This window comes from Dyella sp. EPa41 (assembly GCF_016586165.1).
GTDB lineage: Bacteria > Pseudomonadota > Gammaproteobacteria > Xanthomonadales > Rhodanobacteraceae > Dyella.
This window is the reverse complement of sequence record NZ_BCPR01000010.1, coordinates 71,563-90,712: the sequence shown is the minus strand read 5'-3', so window position 1 is coordinate 90,712 and position 19,150 is coordinate 71,563. Positions and strand designations below refer to the sequence as shown.

General features: G+C 66.7%; 11 protein-coding genes. 6 read left to right on the top strand and 5 right to left on the bottom strand.

The features are described 5' to 3' along the window. Window positions 1-290: 290 nt before the first annotated feature. Window positions 291-1,961, top strand: coding sequence for an AMP-binding protein (locus JMF82_RS05550; protein ID WP_201313536.1), 1,671 nt, complete (start codon window positions 291-293; stop codon window positions 1,959-1,961). Between the two features lie 93 nt (window positions 1,962-2,054). On the opposite strand, the gene JMF82_RS05545 is transcribed toward JMF82_RS05550, so the two are convergent. From JMF82_RS05545 to JMF82_RS05530, 4 genes are all read right to left on the bottom strand, one after another. Next, window positions 2,055-3,884 carry a GGDEF and EAL domain-containing protein gene (locus JMF82_RS05545; RefSeq protein ID WP_201313535.1) on the bottom strand — a complete coding sequence of 610 codons (1,830 nt, stop codon included), beginning with the start codon at window positions 3,882-3,884 and terminating at the stop codon, window positions 2,055-2,057. Window positions 3,885-4,030: 146 nt separating this feature from the next. Then, window positions 4,031-4,408 carry a peptidase C13 gene (locus JMF82_RS05540; protein ID WP_201313534.1) on the bottom strand — a complete coding sequence of 126 codons (378 nt, stop codon included), beginning with the start codon at window positions 4,406-4,408 and terminating at the stop codon, window positions 4,031-4,033. Between the two features lie 117 nt (window positions 4,409-4,525). Further along, on the bottom strand, window positions 4,526-5,647 hold the full coding sequence (gene zapE, locus JMF82_RS05535) for a cell division protein ZapE (RefSeq protein WP_201313533.1): 1,122 nt from the start codon (window positions 5,645-5,647) through the stop codon (window positions 4,526-4,528). Between the two features lie 63 nt (window positions 5,648-5,710). Next, on the bottom strand, window positions 5,711-6,388 hold the full coding sequence (locus JMF82_RS05530; RefSeq protein ID WP_236585309.1) for an alpha/beta family hydrolase: 678 nt from the start codon (window positions 6,386-6,388) through the stop codon (window positions 5,711-5,713). Between the two features lie 69 nt (window positions 6,389-6,457). Here JMF82_RS05530 and JMF82_RS05525 point away from each other — a divergent pair, with 69 nt between their 5' ends. After that, entirely contained in the window at window positions 6,458-7,051 is a 594-nt protein-coding gene (locus JMF82_RS05525; protein ID WP_201313531.1) for an ACP phosphodiesterase, read from the top strand. A 520-nt stretch (window positions 7,052-7,571) separates the two neighbouring features. On the opposite strand, the gene JMF82_RS05520 is transcribed toward JMF82_RS05525, so the two are convergent. Further along, window positions 7,572-8,093, bottom strand: a complete 522-nt coding sequence (locus JMF82_RS05520) for a c-type cytochrome (protein WP_201313530.1) — start codon at window positions 8,091-8,093, stop codon at window positions 7,572-7,574. Window positions 8,094-8,448: 355 nt separating this feature from the next. Here JMF82_RS05520 and JMF82_RS05515 point away from each other — a divergent pair, with 355 nt between their 5' ends. From JMF82_RS05515 to JMF82_RS05500, 4 genes are all read left to right on the top strand, one after another. Continuing rightward, a complete protein-coding gene (locus JMF82_RS05515; RefSeq protein WP_201313529.1) occupies window positions 8,449-9,696 on the top strand; it encodes an efflux RND transporter periplasmic adaptor subunit in 1,248 nt (415 codons plus the stop codon). A 179-nt stretch (window positions 9,697-9,875) separates the two neighbouring features. After that, window positions 9,876-13,112, top strand: coding sequence for an efflux RND transporter permease subunit (locus JMF82_RS05510; RefSeq protein ID WP_201313528.1), 3,237 nt, complete (start codon window positions 9,876-9,878; stop codon window positions 13,110-13,112). A 378-nt stretch (window positions 13,113-13,490) separates the two neighbouring features. Further along, window positions 13,491-16,616, top strand: coding sequence for an efflux RND transporter permease subunit (locus JMF82_RS05505; protein ID WP_201313527.1), 3,126 nt, complete (start codon window positions 13,491-13,493; stop codon window positions 16,614-16,616). A gap of 289 nt (window positions 16,617-16,905) precedes the next feature. Continuing rightward, window positions 16,906-19,134 (top strand): NADP-dependent isocitrate dehydrogenase, encoded by a 2,229-nt coding sequence (locus JMF82_RS05500; RefSeq protein WP_201313543.1) that lies wholly within the window; start codon window positions 16,906-16,908, stop codon window positions 19,132-19,134. The last annotated feature ends 16 nt before the right edge of the window (window positions 19,135-19,150 follow it).

Below are 19,150 nucleotides of genomic sequence, written 5' to 3'. Positions count from 1 at the left end.
TACAAGGGAGTGCCACGCGAAAAAGGAGTGCCACACGAAGAGAAAGTGACGCGGGCCGCGGCAGCGGCTCGGAAGCCCGCCGCCCCACGGGGACTCCCTGCGGTCGCAGGCGAGCCAGGTCGCGGAAGACAGCAACTAAGACATCACGAACTACATGCCTGAAGAACGAGTGCTGCAGACCGGCGCGAAAGGCTGTCGCGCACTGGGTGCGCTCCTACCAAGGTCGAACACCCCGCTGGGCTCCGAACGCCGATGCTATCCTCGGCCACCGACCACAGAAGGACGCATCCATGCGCGCGCCGAGCTATGTCCAAGGCGTCAGCCGGCAACCGCTGCTGGGCGATACCGTGGGCTCCCTGCTCGACCGCATCGCGGCCACCCATCCCGAACGTCCCGCCCTGGTGGTGCGCTCGCAGCAGGTACGCCTGAGTTATCGCCAGTTCCATGCGGAAGTCGAGCGCGTGGCGGCCGGCCTGCTGGCGCTGGGGCTGCGGCGAGGCGATCGCATCGGCATCTGGGCGCCCAATCGGGCCGAGTGGGTGATCCTGCAGTTCGCCGCGCCCAAGGCCGGCCTGATCCTGGTGAACATCAATCCGGCCTATCGCCTGCATGAGCTGGAGTTCGCGCTCAACAAGGTGGACTGCAAGGCGCTGGTGTTGCCGCGCCGGTTCAAGACCTCGCATTACCTCGACATGCTGAACGAGCTGGCGCCGGAGCTTGCCGGGTGCCTGCCGGGGCAGCTGGCGTCGGCGCGGCTGCCCGCATTGCGCGACGTCATTGTGCTCGATGAAGAGGCCGCACCGGGCACTCGCGCATGGCGCGACGTGGCAGCGCGTGGCGATGCGCAAGCCCTCGAGCAGTTGCATCGCGTGGAGCTCGAACTCGGCTTCGACGATCCGGCCAACATCCAGTTCACCTCGGGCACCACCGGTGCACCGAAAGGGGCGACGCTCACGCACCACAACATCGTCAACAACGGCTACTTCATCGGCGAGGCGATGCGCCTCACCGAGCAGGACCGCCTGTGCATTCCCGTGCCGTTCTATCACTGCTTCGGCATGGTGCTGGGCAATCTCGCCTGCGTGACGCACGGCGCCTGCATGGTGATTCCGGGCGAAGGCTTCGACGTGCTCGCCACGCTCGAGGCGGTGCAGGAGGAACGCTGCACCGGGCTGCATGGCGTGCCGACCATGTTCATCGCGGAACTGGAGCATCCGGAATTCCGTCGCTTCGATCTCGGCTCGCTGCGCACCGGCATCATGGCCGGCTCGCCGTGCCCCATCGAAGTGATGCGGCGCGTGGTGAGCGAGATGCACATGAGCGAGGTCACCATCGCCTACGGCATGACCGAGACCAGCCCGGTGAGCTTCCAGACCACGCTGGATGATCCCCTGGAGCGCCGCGTGGACAGCGTGGGCCGCATCCATCCGCATATCGAGGTGAAGCTGGTGGACGAACAGGGGCGCGTGGTGCCGCGCGGCTCGACGGGCGAGCTGTGCACGCGCGGCTACTCCGTGATGCTCGGCTACTGGCAGGACGACGCGCGCACGCGCGAAGTGATCGACGAGGCGCGCTGGATGCATACCGGCGACCTCGCGGTCATCGACGACGACGGCTACTGCACCATCGTCGGGCGGCTCAAGGACATGATCATCCGCGGTGGCGAGAACGTGTATCCGCGCGAGATCGAGGAGTTCCTCTACACGCATCCGAAGGTGCAGGACGTGCAGGTGTTCGGCGTGCCCGACGCAAAGTTCGGCGAGCAGGTATGCGCATGGATCCGCCTGCGCGAAGGCTGCGACTCCAGCGAGGCGGAGATCCAGAGCTACTGCCGCCATCACCTGGCGTACTTCAAGGTGCCGCACTACGTGCGTTTCGTCGACGCGTTTCCGATGACGGTGACCGGCAAGGTGCAGAAATACCTGATGCGCGAGGCGATGGCCGAAGAACTTCTTTCGTAGGAGCGCACCCCGTTCGCGACCGCGGAGAATGGCCTAACCGCTCCGTAGGCTTTTCGCGCACCGGGTGCGCGCCTGCAGAAGACAGCTGACGCCTTAGACCACGCGGCGCGATGGCATGCCTTGGTGCGTGGTCAGCCAGGGCAGCACGTCGGCCGGCGGCAGCGGCCTTGCGATGTGGAAGCCCTGTGCCTCGTCGCAGGCCATCGCCAGCACGCTGTCGTAGAGGTGATCCGTTTCCACGCCTTCCACCACCACGCGAAAGCCCATGCTGCGCGCGAGGTCGGCCACCGAGCGCACGATCGCCTCGTCATGGCGGCTGGTGCCCATGCCGCGCACGAACGACTGGTCGATCTTCAGGCTGGTGGCGGGCATCTGCCGCAAGGCGGAAAGATTGCTGTAGCCCGTGCCGAAGTCGTCGATGGCGATGCCGGCGCCGAGCTGGCGTATCGCGGTGAGATGGCGGCGCGTGGTGGCGCTGTGCTCCATCAGCGTGTTCTCGGTGAACTCCAGCTCCAGCGAGTCCAGCCCCACCTTGTGGCGTTCCGCCACCTGCTGCACGCGATTGACCAGGTCGGCGCCGAGGTCGGTACTCGACACGTTGAAAGAGAGCTTGATGTCGTGGCCCTTCCTGCGCCACGCCGCCAGCTGCGCCACGCCGTGTTCGAGTACCCATTGGGTCAGCGAACGCATCAGGCCGGCACGCTCGGCCAAGGCGATGAAACGGCTGGGTGGTATCAGGCCGAGCGTGGGATGGTGCCACCGCGCCAGTGCTTCCAGCGCCACGCAGCGGCCACTGTCCAGGTCGACGCGCGGCTGGTAGTGCAGGTCCAGTTCCGTGCGATCGGTCAGCGCCGCCGCCAGTTCGGTGACCAGGAAGAATTCCTGGCGCTGGAGCTCGTCCTGCTGGCGGTCGTAGACGGCCCAGCCGCGCACGCTGTGCTGGGCGGCGTAGGACGCATTCATCACCAGCCGCAGGGGATCGCCGCCGCGCAGCTCGTTCTCGCCGATCTTCAGCAGCCCCACGCCGGGCTGGATGGTGAGCGGGATGCCCAGGCAATCGAAGGGCTCGCGAAGACGCGCCACCAGGTCATCCAATCGGGTCGTGTCCGCTTCGACATGCCGATCAGGCAGCACGGCGGCGAAGCGCGACGCACCGACCTGGTACAGGCGGGTATCGGGCGGAAGCCAGGCCAGCGTGCGCTGGGCCACCGCGCGCATCAGTTCATCCGCATAGGCATGGCCCATGGCGCGGATGAAAGCATTGAAGCGTTGCACCGGCGCCACATCGATGGCGATCACCCAGGCCAGTGGCGCGGCATCCTGGAAGTGCCGGCGCAGGTCGTCAAAAAAGGCGTAGCGATGCGGCAGCTGGGTGATCGGGTCGGTGCGCCCGAGATAGCTGCGCAGCACGACGCCGGCCCCGATGAGGGAAGCGGCGTCGCGCAGCGAGGTCAGTTCGTGTTCGCTCAGTTCGACGCGCGGCGCCAGGTCCATCACGCAGAGCGCGCCGATCTGCTGGCCGGTCAGCGAGCACACCGGTTCGCTGGCGAAGAAGCGGACCGGGCCGGAGCTGGCGCCCGGCGCCGGGGTGACGTCCTTGAAGCGGTCATCGGCCTGGGTATCGAGCACGACCAGCGGTTCGAGGCTGCGTGCGGCATCCATGTAGAGCGGGTGCAGGACGCGCGATCCATGCGGGGGCAGCGCGCTGCCGTTGGCAAACCAGTAGGCCGTGCCGCCATGGAGCACCAGCGCCACCAGCGGCACGTTGAGCGAGCGCGACACCAGTCGCACGACGGCATCAAAGCCCGGTACGGCGAAACCCTCGGACGACGCGCCATCGGCGGACGTCTGGACGGCTGATTCCCGCGCGTCCGGTTGCCCGCCGCCGTGCTGCCCCGGGTCGACTCCCGTGGTCGTGCGCATCGCGATCCCACCCCTGTGAGGAACGGCTCAACGTCTCCGTCGCGCGAGGCTACTGCAGCCGCGTAACGGCACGCAATGAGACATATGGAAGGCCGATGCGCCCATCTTGCCCATGCTTCCTACGCACCGGCCATCGGCCGGTTGGTCTAGTTCTTGATGCTGAAATCGATCTCGACCGGGTAGGGCGCCGGCGTCGCCGGCGGTGCCGGCAGCACCCAGTTGGCGAACTGGCCGGCCATGCAGCCGGCGACGGGGGTTGCCGGCTGCACGGCAATGTCGGCCAGATGGCCGTCCGGGCGCACGTTGGCCACGAGCGTGAAAGGCGACTTGTCGGCGGGCGTATTGCTGGCCAGGCAGGCCTTGTAGGCATCGGTGGTGGCGTTGCCGATGCGATCCCACATCTGCTTCTGGTAGTCCGGCCCGGTGGCCGCGCCTTCGGCCAGCTTGGCCTGTCTCACGCGTGCGGGAAAGTCGGCGCCGGCGGCCGGGCTCGACTGCAGGGCGAGGGCGAGCAGGATGGACATGAGGGCTCCAGCAATGCGCATTTACCGCACTGTAGGCGCGCACCCAGTGCGCGACAAGCCAACGGAACGCGGCCGTGATCGCGCCATGGGTGCGCGCCTGCCATGGCGGCGGGCCGATCAGGCCAGATGTTCGCTCGCCAGATACTCTTCGCTCTGCATCTCGATCAATCGCGATTCCGTGCGACCGAACTCCGCGCGCAGGCGTTCACCGTCGTACAGCTCGGTGATCGGCGCGGCGGCCGAAAGGATCAGCTTCACGTGGCGGTCGTAGAACTCGTCCACCAGCAACACGAAGCGCCGCGCCGCGTCATCGGTGTAGACGGTGAACTGCGGCACATTGGAAATGATCACCGCCGGGCCGGCCTTGGCCAGCTCGATGTAGTCGGACACGGCGCGCGGTCCCTCGCACAGCGCGGCGAATTCAAACCAAAGGATATTCGCCGCGCGCTTGCGCACCGGGACCGGGCGGTCGTTGAGGATGATCTCGCCGCCTTCTTCCACCGGGCCCTCGGCCTGGCTGGAGAAGATGCGCGACAGCGCGCGCTCGGCTTCCGCGCCCGGCGGCGTCTGGTACACCGCGGCCTGGGTCAGCGCGCGCAGGCGCCAGTCGTGCGAGGAGATCATCTGCACCACGCGGCAGTGCTTCTCGATCAGCGCGATGGCCGGCAGGAAGCGCGCGCGCTGCAGGCCATCCTTGTAAAGGTTGGCGGGGGCGGTGTTCGAGGTGGTCACCAGTGACACGCCGCGCTCGAACAAGGCCTGCAGCAGCGTGGCCAGGATCATCGCGTCGCCGATGTCGTTGACCAGGAATTCGTCCAGGCACAGCACGCGGCAGCGCGAGGCGATGTTGGCGGCCACGTCGAGCAGCGGGTCCTGGCGCTCGCCGAGCGCGCGCAGCTGGTCGTGCACCTCGCCCATGAAGCGATGGTAATGGCGGCGCAGCGCCATGCCGGACGGCAGGCTGGCGACGAACAGGTCCATCAGGAAAGTCTTGCCCCGGCCCACGCTGCCCCACAGGTACAGGCCCTGCACGCACTCGCGGGTCTCGTTGCCGAGCAGGGCTTTCAGACGTCCGAACAGTCCGCCGCCATTGGTGTTGGCGGTGCCGGCGATGAGCTCGGCGTGCATGCGGTCGAACTCGGGCAGCAGCGCCTGCTGGGCCGGGTCGGCCTCCCAGCGGTGCGCGGCGACGCCTTCGTGGTAACGCGCGCTGGGCGCGAGCAGGGGGGTATCACTCATGGGTACGGCGGATTCGGGGGATGGTGCGCCCGTGGGGAGCGGGCATGCGGAACAGGTGCGGCATCAGTCCTGCCGCGGCGGCGGCAGCCAGGGCTGCACGGCGTGCTTGATCACGCCGCGCAGGTCCATCAGGCGGCGGTGGAAGAAATGGCTGGTCTCGGGCATGCGCACCAGTTCGGGTTTTTTCGTCATGCCGTCGATCCAGTCGAACACGGCCTGCGGGTCGACCACCTCGTCCTCCTCGCCCTGCACCACCAGCCAGGGGCAGCTGGGCAGCTCGAAGCCCTCGAACGGCCAGCGCCCGGCGGGCGGCGCGATGCTGACCAGGGCGTCGGCGTGCAGGCGCACGGCGTTGCGGATGGAGACGTAGCTGCCGAACGAGAAGCCGGCCAGCCACAGGGCATCGTCCGGACGCAGCCGGCGCACCCACGACGCCACCGCCGCGAGGTCGTCGCCTTCGCCGTTGCCGTGATCGTAAATACCTTCGGATTCGCCCGTGCCGCGGAAATTGAACCGCACCGTGTCCAGCCCCGATTCGCGCAGCGCCCGTTCCACCATCGTCACCACCTTGTTGTGCATGGTGCCGCCCTGCAGCGGATGCGGATGGCAGATGATGGCGGTACCGCGGCGTGCCTCTTCGGGCAGGGCCACGTCGCTGATCGTTTCGAGCTTGCCGGCCGGGCCTTCCAGCGCGAAGCTGGCGGCCTGCTCGGGAAAATGGTCGGGCTGCGTGGGGAGCATGACGGGGTTCATGGACAAGATGATAACCGGCACATGTGCCTGTCGCAGGCGCCGAGCGGAGTCCACTGCATGAACCATCTGGCCCATACACTGCTGGCGGGCGATGACGAACTGCTGCAACTGGGCGGTTTGATGGGAGATTTCGTCCATGGCCAGCCCGATCCGGGCCTGCCGCAAGGCTTGATTGCCGGCATCCGCCTGCACCGTGCCATCGACGTCTACACCGACAGCCATCCGGAAGTCGCCGCCGCGCGCAGCCTGCTGCCGGCTCCCTTCCGCCGCTACGGCGGCATCCTGCTCGACATGTGGTTCGACCATCTGCTGGCGCGCGACTTTCCGCGCTGGAGCGAGCAGCGACTGGAAACCTACTCGCTCGGCGTGCGCGACCTGCTCGACCGCCATACCCCACTGCTGCCCGCAGGCCTGCAGCGCTTTCGCCATTACATGGAAGCCCACGCCCTGCCTGGCGGCTACGCCCGCCCCGAAGAGATCGCCGCCGCCCTCGACGGCATCTCCCACCGCCTCCGCCGCGCGAACCCGGTCGGCGAAGCCCTGCCCATCCTCACCGGCCTGGATCGCCCGCTGCAGGCGCATTTCGAAGCGTTTTACCCGCAGTTGCAGGCATTTGCGCGGGAGTGGGTGGAGGGTGAGGTGATGGGATAGGGGCGCCCTGTAGATAGGTGGTGTTACCGCAAGCACCCACCCCTCACCCCAGCCCTCTCCCCGGAGAGGGAGAAAGGGTGCCGCGCCCCATGGGCTTCATCACGGCTTAGCGAAGTGGCTTTAAGTCCTCTTCGCATCGGCGCGTTGCGGTGTGGCGGCTCCGTTCGAGGTAGTAACGAGCGCATCACGGCTGGCCTCGCTCATCCGACGCTTCTATCCCGCATATCGCTAAGAGCCTTGGCTCTGAAGGCCATTTTCTTTGGGTTACTTTTCTTTGGGCCAGCAAAAGAAAGTGACTCGGCGGCCGGCAGGACGTCGAAACGCCCGCTGCGTAGGCGGCACTCTTGCGGTAGCGTAGCTACCAAAGGCAACACCTGCACTCAAACAAAAGCCACAACCATGCAGCCCACCGCGAAAGGCTGTCGCGCACTGGGTGCGCTCCTACAGAGGGGGGAGAGGCCGGATACGAAAACGCCGCCCTATGAGGCGGCGTCTCGGACATCCAATGCGGGCGGGCCTATTACTTGGCCTGATCCACGATCCAATGCACCGCGTTCTTCACCTGCTCGTCGGTGAGCGCCGGATTGCCGCCCTTGGCCGGCATCATGTTGCCATCCGGACCCTTGTAGCCCTCGATCGCATGCTTGACCAGGGTATCGATGCCCTGGGCGATGCGCGGACCCCAGTTGCCCTTGTCGCCCAGCTTCGGCGCGCCGGCCACGCCAGCGGTGTGGCAGCTGTGGCAGAGGTTGTCGTAGATGGTCTTGCCGTCGGTGGTGCCACCGTAGGCGACCTGCGAGGCGGCGGCCTTGGCGGCGGCTTCCTGCGCGGCGGCCATGGCGGCGCGGCCCGTGTCGCCCGCGTAGACGGCACCCGCCGGCGCGATGCGCTCGGCCACCTGCTTGGCGGTCTCGGGATTGGTTTCCTTCGGCTCGTGGTCGTAGATCAACCAGGCGCCACCGATCAGCAGCAGGGTCAGCACGCCCAGGCCAGCGATCAGCAACGAGAAGCTGCGCATGAAGCTCTGGTCGGATTTGGTCATGGAACCGCTCACGCAATCACTCCATCTCTAGGACGGCCTTGCAGCCGGGTTAGGCACAGGTTCAGACAACAAGGACGGGAGTATAGACGAACCCCGAGCCAAGTTTCAGGGCGGCAATCGCCCGGTCAAACGGTTGCATGGCGTGGCCATTTCACGCACTTTTCTTTGTTTTGACGCGATCACGCGGTAAAAACCCTGCCATCGGTCATGGGGCACCCATGTCAACTGGCATTGTCTATTCCCGTTGATCTGACCCTATCCTTTCATCCGACGTACAAGTCAGGCGCACGGAAGATGTTCCTGCGGCGCCGGTGAGGTCGGGTGGGCCTGCCGTCTATTTCTGGGAGTTTTTTTCATGTCGCGTTTTTGGAAGATCGCGCTGGTCGTTGTGGCCGTGATCGTGGTGGGAGCGGTGGGCTTCCGTCTGCTGCACAAGCCGGCCGAGGGTGGCCAGGCGGGCGAGCAGAGCGGTCAACGCAAGGGCCAGGGGCAGGACAAGGACAAGGACACGCCCGTGCCGGTCACGGTCGAGCCTGTCGTCAAGCAGGACGTGCCGGTGTACCTCACCGCGCTCGGCACCGTGCAGGCGCTCAACACCGTCACCATCAACCCGCAGGTCAGCGGGCAGATGCTGAGCATCAACTTCAAGGAAGGCCAGGAAGTGAAGAAGGGCGACCTGCTGGCGCAGATCGACCCGCGCACGTTCCAGGCCGCCTATGACCAGGCCGTGGCCAAGCAGGAGCAGGACGAAGCCCAGCTCGCCACCGCGCAGAGCACGCTCAAGCGCAACGATGCCCTGGTCGCCAAGGGCTACGTGGCCCAGCTGGACATGGACACCTTCCGCAACAACGTGGCCAACCTGACCGCCACCGTGGCCGCCGACCGCGCCGCCGTGCGCTCGGCCAAGGTCAACCTCGACTACACCCGCATCGTCTCGCCGATCGACGGCGTGGCGGGCATCCGCAACGTGGACCCGGGCAATGTGGTGACCACCACCACGGCCGTGGTGACGCTGACCCAGATCCATCCGATCTACGTCACCTTCAACCTGCCCGAGCAGAACCTGGAGATGGTGCGCGGCGCCGCCGGCAAGGGCGATCCGCTGGCCGTGCTGGCGCTGGACCGCGCCGATGCGCACACCATCGCGGACGACGGCGTGCTCAACGTGGTCGACAACCAGATCGACACCACCACCGGCACCTTCAAGCTGCGCTCGATCTTCCAGAACGCCAAGGGCGACCTGTGGCCGGGCCAGTTCGTCAACGTGCGCCTGAAGGTGCGCACGGTGTCCGGCGGCCTGGTGATCCCGTCGCAGGCGGTGCAGCGTGGCCCGGACGGCGACTACGTGTACCTCGTGCAGCAGGACGACACGGTCAAGATGAATCCGGTGAAGGTCGCCGGCGAAGTGGGCGAGAGCCACGTGATGATCGGTTCGGGCCTGGCGCTCAACGACCGGGTGGTCACCGAGGGCCAGTTCCGCCTCAAGCCGGGCAGCAAGGTGAAGGCGCTCAAGCCGGGCGAAGTGCCGGCCGCGCCGACCCCGGCCGAGATGGACAAGGCCAAGAAGAACGCGCAGAAGCAGGGCGGTCGCCGCGGCGGCTGACGACGCGAGGCGCGGGACGAGGGATGGCTGGCGAGGGCGCGATACGCGGGCCGATCGCCATCCATCCCGGTGGCAGGGTGGCGCAAGCGTGCGCCCCCGCCACGCGTCCCTGAGCCCTGCAGCAAAAACACGAGGCGCCGCGGGACTGGCGCTCGCCACACACATCGACGGCTAACCCCATGGGCTTCTCCACACTCTTCATTCGCCGACCGATCGCCACCTCGCTGCTGATGGTGGCGGTGCTGCTGCTCGGCATCCTCGGCTATCGCGAGCTGCCGGTGTCGGCGCTGCCCGAGATCGACGCGCCCAGCCTGGTGGTCACCACGCAGTACCCGGGCGCGAGCGCGTCCACCATGGCGTCGCTGGTCACCACGCCGCTGGAGCGCAACTTCGGCCAGATCTCCGGCCTCACCATGATGACCTCCGACTCGTCGGCGGGCCTGTCCACCATCGTGCTGCAGTTCGCGATGGACCGCGACATCGACATCGCGGCGCAGGACGTGCAGGCGGCCATCAACCAGGCGCGCGGCACGCTGCCGGCCACGCTGCCGTATCCGCCGGTGTACAACCGCGTGAACCCGGCCGACGCGCCGATCATCACGCTCAAGCTCACCTCCGACAGCCTGCCGCTGCGCGACGTGAACAACTACGCCGACTCGATCCTGGCGCAGAAGCTCTCGCAGGTGCAGGGCGTGGGCCTGGTGTCGATCGCCGGCAACGTGCGCCCGGCCGTGCGCGTGCAGGTGAACCCGTCGCAGCTGGCCAACCTCGGCCTCACCATGGAGGACGTGCGCAGCGCGCTCACCGAGGCCAACGTGAACGCGCCCAAGGGCACGCTCAACGGCGCCACGCAGTCCTACAGCATCGGCACCAACGACCAGCTGGTCGATGCGGCCGAGTACAAGAGCACCATCATCGCCTACAAGAACAACGCGCCGGTGCGCCTGTCCGACGTGGCGAGCGTGGTCGATGGCGTGGAGAACGACCAGCTCGCCGCCTGGGCGAATGGCAAGCCCGCCGTGCTGCTCGACATCCGCCGCCAGCCGGGCGCGAACATCGTGCAGACGGTGCAGCAGATCCGCAGCATCCTGCCGCAGCTGCAGGCGGTGCTGCCGGCGGACGTCCATCTGGACGTGTTCGCCGACCGCACCATCACCATCCGCGCCTCGGTCGAGGACGTGCAGTTCACGCTGATCCTCACCATCTGCCTGGTGGTGGCGGTGATCTTCGTGTTCCTGCGCCGCCTGTGGGCCACGGTGATCCCGTCGGTCGCGGTGCCGCTTTCGCTCATGGGCACCTTCGGCGTGATGGCCTTCACCGGCATGTCGTTGGACAACCTCTCGCTGATGGCGCTGACCGTGGCCACCGGCTTCGTGGTGGACGATGCGATCGTGATGATCGAGAACATCGTGCGCTACATCGAGCAGGGCAAGGACGGCAAGGAAGCGGCCGAGATCGGCGCGAAGGAAATCGGCTTCACGGTGCTGTCGCTGACCGTCTCGCTGATCGCCGTGTTCCTGCCGCTGCTGCTGATGCCGGGCGTCACCGGCCGCCTGTTCCACGAGTTCGCCTGGGTGCTGACCATCGCGGTCGCCATCTCGATGCTGGTGTCGTTGACGCTCACGCCGATGATGTGCGCCTACCTGCTTCGTCCCGACGCGCTGCCCGAGGGCGACGATGCGCACGAGCGCCATGCCGCGGCGGGCAAGAAGACCTGGTGGTCGCGCCTGGTCAACGTGTACGAGAGCTCGCTCGATTGGGTGCTCGGCCACCAGCGCTTCACCATGCTGGTCGCCGGCGCCACCGTCGTGGTCACCGTGTTCCTCTACATCATCATCCCGAAGGGCCTGCTGCCCGAGCAGGACACCGGCCTCATCACCGGCGTCGTCGCGGCGGACCAGAACGTGGCGTTTCCGCAGATGGAGCAGCGCACCAAGGCCGTGGCCGAGGCCTTGCAGCGTGACAAGGCGGTGACCGGCGTGGCGGCCTTCATCGGTGCCGGTTCCATCAACCCGACGCTCAACCAGGGCCAGCTCAGCATCGTGCTGAAGGATCGCGGCGATCGCGATGGCCTCGACGAGGTGGTCAAGCGCCTGCAGCAGGAAGCGGCCGATATCCCGGGCGTGGCGCTGTACCTCAAGCCCGTGCAGGACGTGACGCTGGACAGCCGCGTGGCGGCCACCGAGTACCAGTACTCGATGTCCGACGTGAACTCCGAGGAGCTTTCCAAGTACGCCACGCAGATGACCCAGGCGTTGCGCGAGCGTGCGGAACTGGCCGACGTGGACAACAACCTCGCCGACCAGGGCACCTCGCTCAAACTCACCATCGACCGCGAAAAGGCCAGCCGCCTCGGCGTGCCGGTGCAGACCATCGACGACACGCTGTACGACTCGTTCGGCCAGCGCCAGATCTCGACCATCTTCACCCAGCTCAACCAGTACCGCGTGGTGCTGGAAGTGGCGCCGCAGTTCCGTTCCAGCACCGCGCTGCTCAACCAGCTGACGGTGAAGAGCAACGGCAGCGGCGCGCTGACCGGCAGCAATGCCACCAGCTTCGGCCAGGTGGCATCGAGCAACTCCTCGACCTCGACCGGCCTTGGCGTGGCCAACACGGGCGTGGTGATCGGCGCGGGCGGCACCATTCCGCTGGCCTCGCTGGCCACCGCCGAGGTGACCAACGCCCCGCTGGTGGTGAGCCACCAGCAGCAGCTGCCGGCGGTGACGATCTCCTTCAACCTCGCGCCGGGCTATTCGCTGTCCGAAGCGGTGAAGGCGATCCACGAGGTGGAGCAGCAGCTGAATTTCCCGCCGCAGGTGCGCGGCCAGTTCATCGGCAAGGCGGCGGAGTTCTCCACCTCGCTGACCAACGAAGTGCTGCTGCTGATCGCCTCGATCGTGGTGATCTACATCGTGCTGGGCGTGCTGTACGAGAGCTACATCCACCCGTTGACCATCATCTCCACGCTGCCGCCCGCCGGCGTCGGCGCGCTGCTCGCGCTCATCCTCTGCGGCATGAGCCTGTCGGTGGATGGCATCGTGGGCATCGTGCTCCTGATCGGTATCGTGAAGAAGAACGCGATCATGATGATCGACTTCGCGATCGAGGCGCAGCGTGAAGGCATGAAGCCGCATGAAGCGATCCGCCGCGCGTGCCTGCTGCGTTTCCGCCCGATCATGATGACGACGGCAGCGGCCATGCTCGGCGCACTGCCGCTGGCATTGGGCAATGGCATCGGCGCGGAATTGCGCCGCCCGCTGGGCGTGTCCATCGTGGGCGGCCTGTTGCTCTCGCAGCTGGTCACGCTTTACACCACGCCGGTGATCTACCTCTACATGGAACGTTTCTCCGACTGGCTGCGCGAGCGCCGCGAACAGCGCGCCCTCGCCAAGGCCCAGACGCGGGGAGCGATGTGAGACGAACGGCCGGGCCCGGGGCAACCCGGGCCCCCATGCATGTCCCCGAAGGGGCGCGGCCGGAACGGCGCGCCCCTTTCGGCGTTTGCGGCTTCCGCCATTTTCCCCTGTGGGAGCGCACCCTGTGCGCGACCGCGGAGCCATGGGATTACCTCGCTCACCGGCTTTCGCGCGTATTTGTCCTGCGGCATCTCCGCTTCATCGGCTTGTCGCGCACAGGGTGCGCTCCCACAAGGTGCGGCGCGCCTTCGCATTCAACCAATCCGCCCGTCATGCGTTGTGTAGACGTTGTGCGGTATATACGTCCATCCCGCGCGCCCTCGCGGCGCTATTCGAACAGCTCCCTGACCGGAGCGACTTCCCTGGCTTGTTGATGGCATGAACATTTCCGGTCCCTTCATCCGCCGCCCCATCGGCACGTCACTGCTGGCGATGGGTGTGTTCGCGGTTGGCTTGATCTGCTACGTGCTGCTGGGCGTGGCGGCGCTGCCGAACATGACCTTCCCGGTGATCTTCGTGCAGGCCAGCCAGGCGGGCGCCAGCGCGGGCACCATGGCCTCCACCGTGGCCGCGCCACTGGAACGCCACCTGGGCCAGGTGGCGGGCATCGACACCATGCGCTCGTCCAGCTCGCTGGGCAGCACCTTCGTGTTCCTGATGTTCAATGCGGGCCGCGACCTCGACGCCGCCGCGCGCGACGTGCAGGCCGCCATCAACGCGGCACAGTCCGACCTGCCCACCGGCCTCAACGCGCCGCCCAGCTACCAGAAGGCCAACCCCAACGACGACCCGATCATCGCGTTCGCGCTGACCTCGGACACGCAGTCCGCGCGCGACCTCTACGACGTCGCCGACTCGCTGCTCGCGCAGCGCCTGCGCCAGATCGAAGGCGTGTCCGAAGTGGACATCCTCGGCGCGGCCACGCCCGCCATCCGCGTCGACGTGAACCTGCGCCAGCTCAACGCGCTGGGCCTCTCGCCCGACCAGCTGCGCAACGCGCTCACCGCCGCCAACGTCACCTCGCCGCAGGGTTTCCTGTCGGACGGCAAGACCGTGATGTCGGTGACGGCCAACGATTCGCTGCACACGGCGGATGATTTCGCCAGCCTGGTGATCGCCTCGAACAGCGGCGTGCCGGTCCGCCTTTCCGACGTGGCCAAGGTGTACGACGGCACGCAGGACGCCTACCAGGCCGCCTGGTTCCAGGGCAAGCCCGCCGTGCTGATGTATGTGTACCGGCAGTCGAACGCCAACATCATCGGCACCGTGGATCGCGTGAAGGCCGCCGTGCCGCTGTTGCGCGATTACCTGCAGCCGGGCACCACCCTCACGCCGTACTTCGACGGCACGCCGACCATCCGCGCCTCGCTGCACGAGGTGCAGGCGACGCTGCTGATCAGCCTGGCGATGGTGATGCTGACGATGGCGCTGTTCCTGCGCCGCCTCGCGCCCACCTTGATCGCCACCGCCGCGGTACCGCTGTCGCTCGCTGGCGCCGCGATCGTGATGTACATCCTCGGTTTCACCCTCAACAACCTCACCCTGCTCGCGCTGGTGATCGCGATCGGCTTCGTGGTGGACGACGCCATCGTGGTGATCGAGAACATCGTGCGCCATATCGACCAGGGCATGACGCGCATGGATGCGGCGCTCGCCGGCGCGAAGGAAATCGGCTTCACCATCGTGTCGATCACCGCCTCGCTGGTGGCCGTGTTCATCCCGCTGTTGTTCATGGGCGGTATCACGGGCCTGTTCTTCAAGGAGTTCACCATCACGCTGGTGGCGGCCATCATCGTGTCGGCGCTGGTCTCGCTGACGCTCACCACCTCGCTGTGCGGCCAGTTCCTGCTCGGCCACGATTCCGAGAAGCCGACCACGCGCATCGGCGTGGCGCTGGACAAGTTCCAGTCCGGCCTGATCGGTCTCTACTCGGGCGCGCTGAAGTTCTCGTTGAAGCATGCGCTGGCGTTCTCGTTGACGCCGCTGGCGCTGATCGTGGCGACGGTGTTCCTGTTCGGCATGGTGAAGACCGGCCTGTTCCCGGCGCAGGACACGGGCTTGATCCGCGGCCGCGCCACCTCCGGCGCCACGGTGTCGTTCCAGGATGCGCGCGAACGCCAGCAGCGGCTGATCGACATGCTGCTGAAGGATCACGACGTCGCCCGCGTGGGCGCCCGCCTGGGCAGCAGCCGCCAGGGTGCGGCCGGCACCTTCGACATCGAGTTGAAGACGCATGCGCAGGGCCGCAAGGACGATACCTTCACCGTGCTCGGCCGTCTCAGCGCGAAGGCGGCGCGCTACCCCGACCTCAACGTGCGACTGCGTCCGATCCAGGACCTGCCCAGTTTCGGCGGGGGCGGTTCCAGCCAGGGCGCGCAGTACCAGGTGTCGCTGCAGGGCGACAATTCCGACGAACTGCAGGCGTGGCTGCCGAAGCTGGTGGCCGAGCTGAAGAAGAATCCCAAGCTCAAGGACGTCGGCAGCGACATCGACGACGCCGGCCTGCAGCAGAACATCGTGATCGACCGCGACAAGGCCGCGCGCCTGGGCGTGGGCATCGGCACCATCGACGGCGCGCTGTACAACGCGTTCGGCCAGCGCCAGATCAGCACCATCTATTCGGACCTCAACCAGTACAAGGTGGTGGTCAACGCCTTGCCGAACCAGACGGCCACGCCCGCCGCGATCAACGCGGTCTACGTGAAGAGCAACAGCGGCGCGATGGTGCCGCTCACCGCGTTCGCCCGCCAGGAAGCGGGACTCGCGCCCACGCAGATCACGCACGAAAACCAGTACACGGTGATGAGCATGAGCTTCAACCTCGCACCGGGCGTGAGCATGGGCGAGGCGCTGGAGATCATCCAGGCCACCGGCAAGCAGATGCGCTTGCCGGGCGACATCCGCATCAACATCGGCGGCGACTTCCGCCGCTTCCAGCAGTCGCAGAGCGGCATGCTGTGGTTGCTGCTCGGTGCCGTCGTGGTGGTCTACATCGTGCTCGGCATGCTGTACGAAAGCCTGATCCATCCGGTGACGATCCTCTCCACGCTGCCCGCCGCCGGCGTGGGCGCGTTGCTCGCGCTGTGGATCACCGACACCGAGCTCTCGGTGATCGCGCAGATCGCCCTGGTGCTGCTGATCGGCATCGTGAAGAAGAACGCGATCATGATGATCGACTTCGCGCTGGTTGCCCGGCGCGAGCGCGGCCTCAACGCGTTCGATGCGGCCTACGAGGCATGCATGGTGCGTTTCCGCCCGATCATGATGACCACCATGGTGGCCATCCTCGCCGCGGTGCCGATCGCGGTGGGCCTGGGCGAAGGCTCCGACCTGCGCCGCCCGCTGGGTATCGCGCTGATCGGCGGCCTGATCATCTCGCAGAGCCTGACCTTGCTCAGCACGCCGGCGCTGTACGTGATCTTCTCGTGCCTGGCCGACCGCTTCAGCGCCTGGCGCGCGCGCCGCCGCCAGCCCAAGCGGTTGCCGGCAGGCGAGGCGGTTTAGGGATCATGTAGGAGCGCACCCCGTGCGCGAAAAGCCGACGGAGCGGTGATGCCGCCACGCTGCGATCGCGCACTGGGTGCGCTCCTACGGAAAAGCGTAAGGCCCTGAATATCCATACGTTCGCGCATCGTTGTCCGGTGCGCTTTCCCCGTTTGGCCGAAATCGTGACAATGAGGGGCTTTCGTCCGCGGGTTCCGACCCCATGTCGACCGGTCAGGACGAACTTAGCGTCCGCGCGGGGCGCTCCGGCGCCCGCCATCCAGGTCATGCCAGCGAGGTCATTGCAACAATGTCGAACACGCCGAAGATCATCTACACGCTCACGGACGAAGCGCCGTACCTCGCCACGCAGTCGCTGCTGCCGATCGTCAAGGCCTTCACCGCCACGGCTGGCGTCGCCGTCGAAACGCGCGACATCTCGCTGTCCGGCCGCATCATCGCCCAGTTCCCGGACATCCTCCCCGACGACAGGAAGATCGCCGACGACCTCGCCGAGCTGGGCCAGCTGGCCACCACGCCGGACGCCAACATCATCAAGCTGCCCAACATCAGCGCCTCGATGCCGCAGCTGAAGGCCGCGATCAAGGAGCTGCAGGGCCAGGGCTATCCGTTGCCGGATTACCCGGAAGATCCGAAGGACGTCAGCGAGTGGAACGTCAAGGCGCGCTACGACAAGGTGAAGGGCAGCGCGGTGAACCCGGTGCTGCGCGAAGGCAATTCCGATCGCCGCGCGCCGCTTTCGGTGAAGAACTACGCGCGCAAGCATCCGCACAAGATGGGCGCGTGGAGCCGCGACTCGAAGTCGCACGTCGCGCACATGGACGGCGGTGACTTCTACGGCAGCGAAAAGTCCACCGTCGTCGCCAAGGCCACCAACGTGAAGATCGAGTGGTTCGGCAAGGACGGCAGCAGCAAGGTGCTCAAGGAAAAGACGGCGCTGAAGGATGGCGAGATCATCGACGCCGCCGTGATGAGCCGCAAGGCGCTGGCCGCCTTCATCGATGCGCAGATCGCGGACGCCAAGAACCAGGGCGTGCTGTTCTCGCTGCACCTGAAGGCCACCATGATGAAGGTCTCCGACCCCATCATGTTCGGCGTGGTGGTGAACGAGTTCTACAAGGACGTGCTGGCCAAGCACGCCGACGCGCTGAAGGGCGTGGGCTTCGAGCCGAACAACGGCATCGGTGACCTGTACGCGCGCCTCGGCTCGCTGCCGCAGGCCAAGCAGGATGAGATCCTCGCCGACATCAAGGCCGAATACGCCGAGCGCCCGGCCGTGGCGATGGTGAATTCGGACAAGGGCATCACCAACCTGCACGTGCCCAGCGACGTGATCGTCGACGCGTCGATGCCGGCGATGATCCGCGACTCCGGCAAGATGTGGAACGCCGAAGGCAAGCTGCAGGACACCAAGGCGGTGATCCCCGACCGCAGCTACGCCGGCGTCTACCAGGTGGTGATCGAAGACTGCAAGGCGAACGGCGCGTTCGATCCGTCCACCATGGGCAGCGTGCCGAACGTGGGCCTGATGGCGCAGGCCGCCGAGGAATACGGCTCGCACGACAAGACCTTCCAGATCGCCGCCGACGGCGTGGTGAAGGTGATCGACGAGGCCGGCAACGTGCTGCTGGAGCAGCCGGTGGAGGCGGGCGACATCTGGCGCATGTGCCAGGCCAAGGACGCACCGATCCAGGACTGGGTGAAGCTCGCCGTGACGCGCGCGCGCCTCAGCAATACGCCCGCGGTGTTCTGGCTGGACAGCAACCGTGCGCATGACAAGCAGGTGATCGCCAAGGTCGAGCGCTACCTCAAGGATCACGACCTCACCGGCCTGGACATCCGCATCCTGTCGCCGGTGGAGGCCACGCGCCATTCGCTGGAGCGCATCCGCAAGGGCCAGGACACCATCTCGGTGACCGGCAACGTGCTGCGCGACTACCTCACCGACCTGTTCCCGATCATGGAGCTGGGCACCAGCGCCAAGATGCTCTCCATCGTGCCGCTGATGGCCGGTGGCGGCCTGTTCGAGACCGGTGCCGGTGGTTCGGCACCCAAGCACGTGCAGCAGTTCCTGGAAGAGGACTACCTGCGCTGGGATTCGCTGGGCGAGTTCCTTGCCATCGCCGCCTCGCTGGAGCACCTGGCCAACCGCTACGACAACGCCGATGCGCGCGTGCTGGCCAAGACGCTGGACCAGGCCAACGGCAAGATCCTCGACAACAACAAGTCGCCGGCGCGCAAGGTCGGCGAGCTGGACAACCGCGGCAGCCACTTCTACCTCGCCATGTACTGGGCGCAGGCGCTGGCCGAGCAGAACGACGATGCCAAGCTCAAGGCGAAGTTCGCGCCGCTGGCCAAGGCGCTGACCGAGAACGAGGAGAAGATCGTCGCCGAGTTGAACGGCGCGCAGGGCAAGGCCGTGGAGATCCAGGGCTACTACCGCCCGAACCTCGACCTCATCGGCAAGGCGATGCGCCCGAGCAAGACGTTCAACGACGCGCTGGCTTCGCTGGGCTGATGGCCTGAGGCAGCTG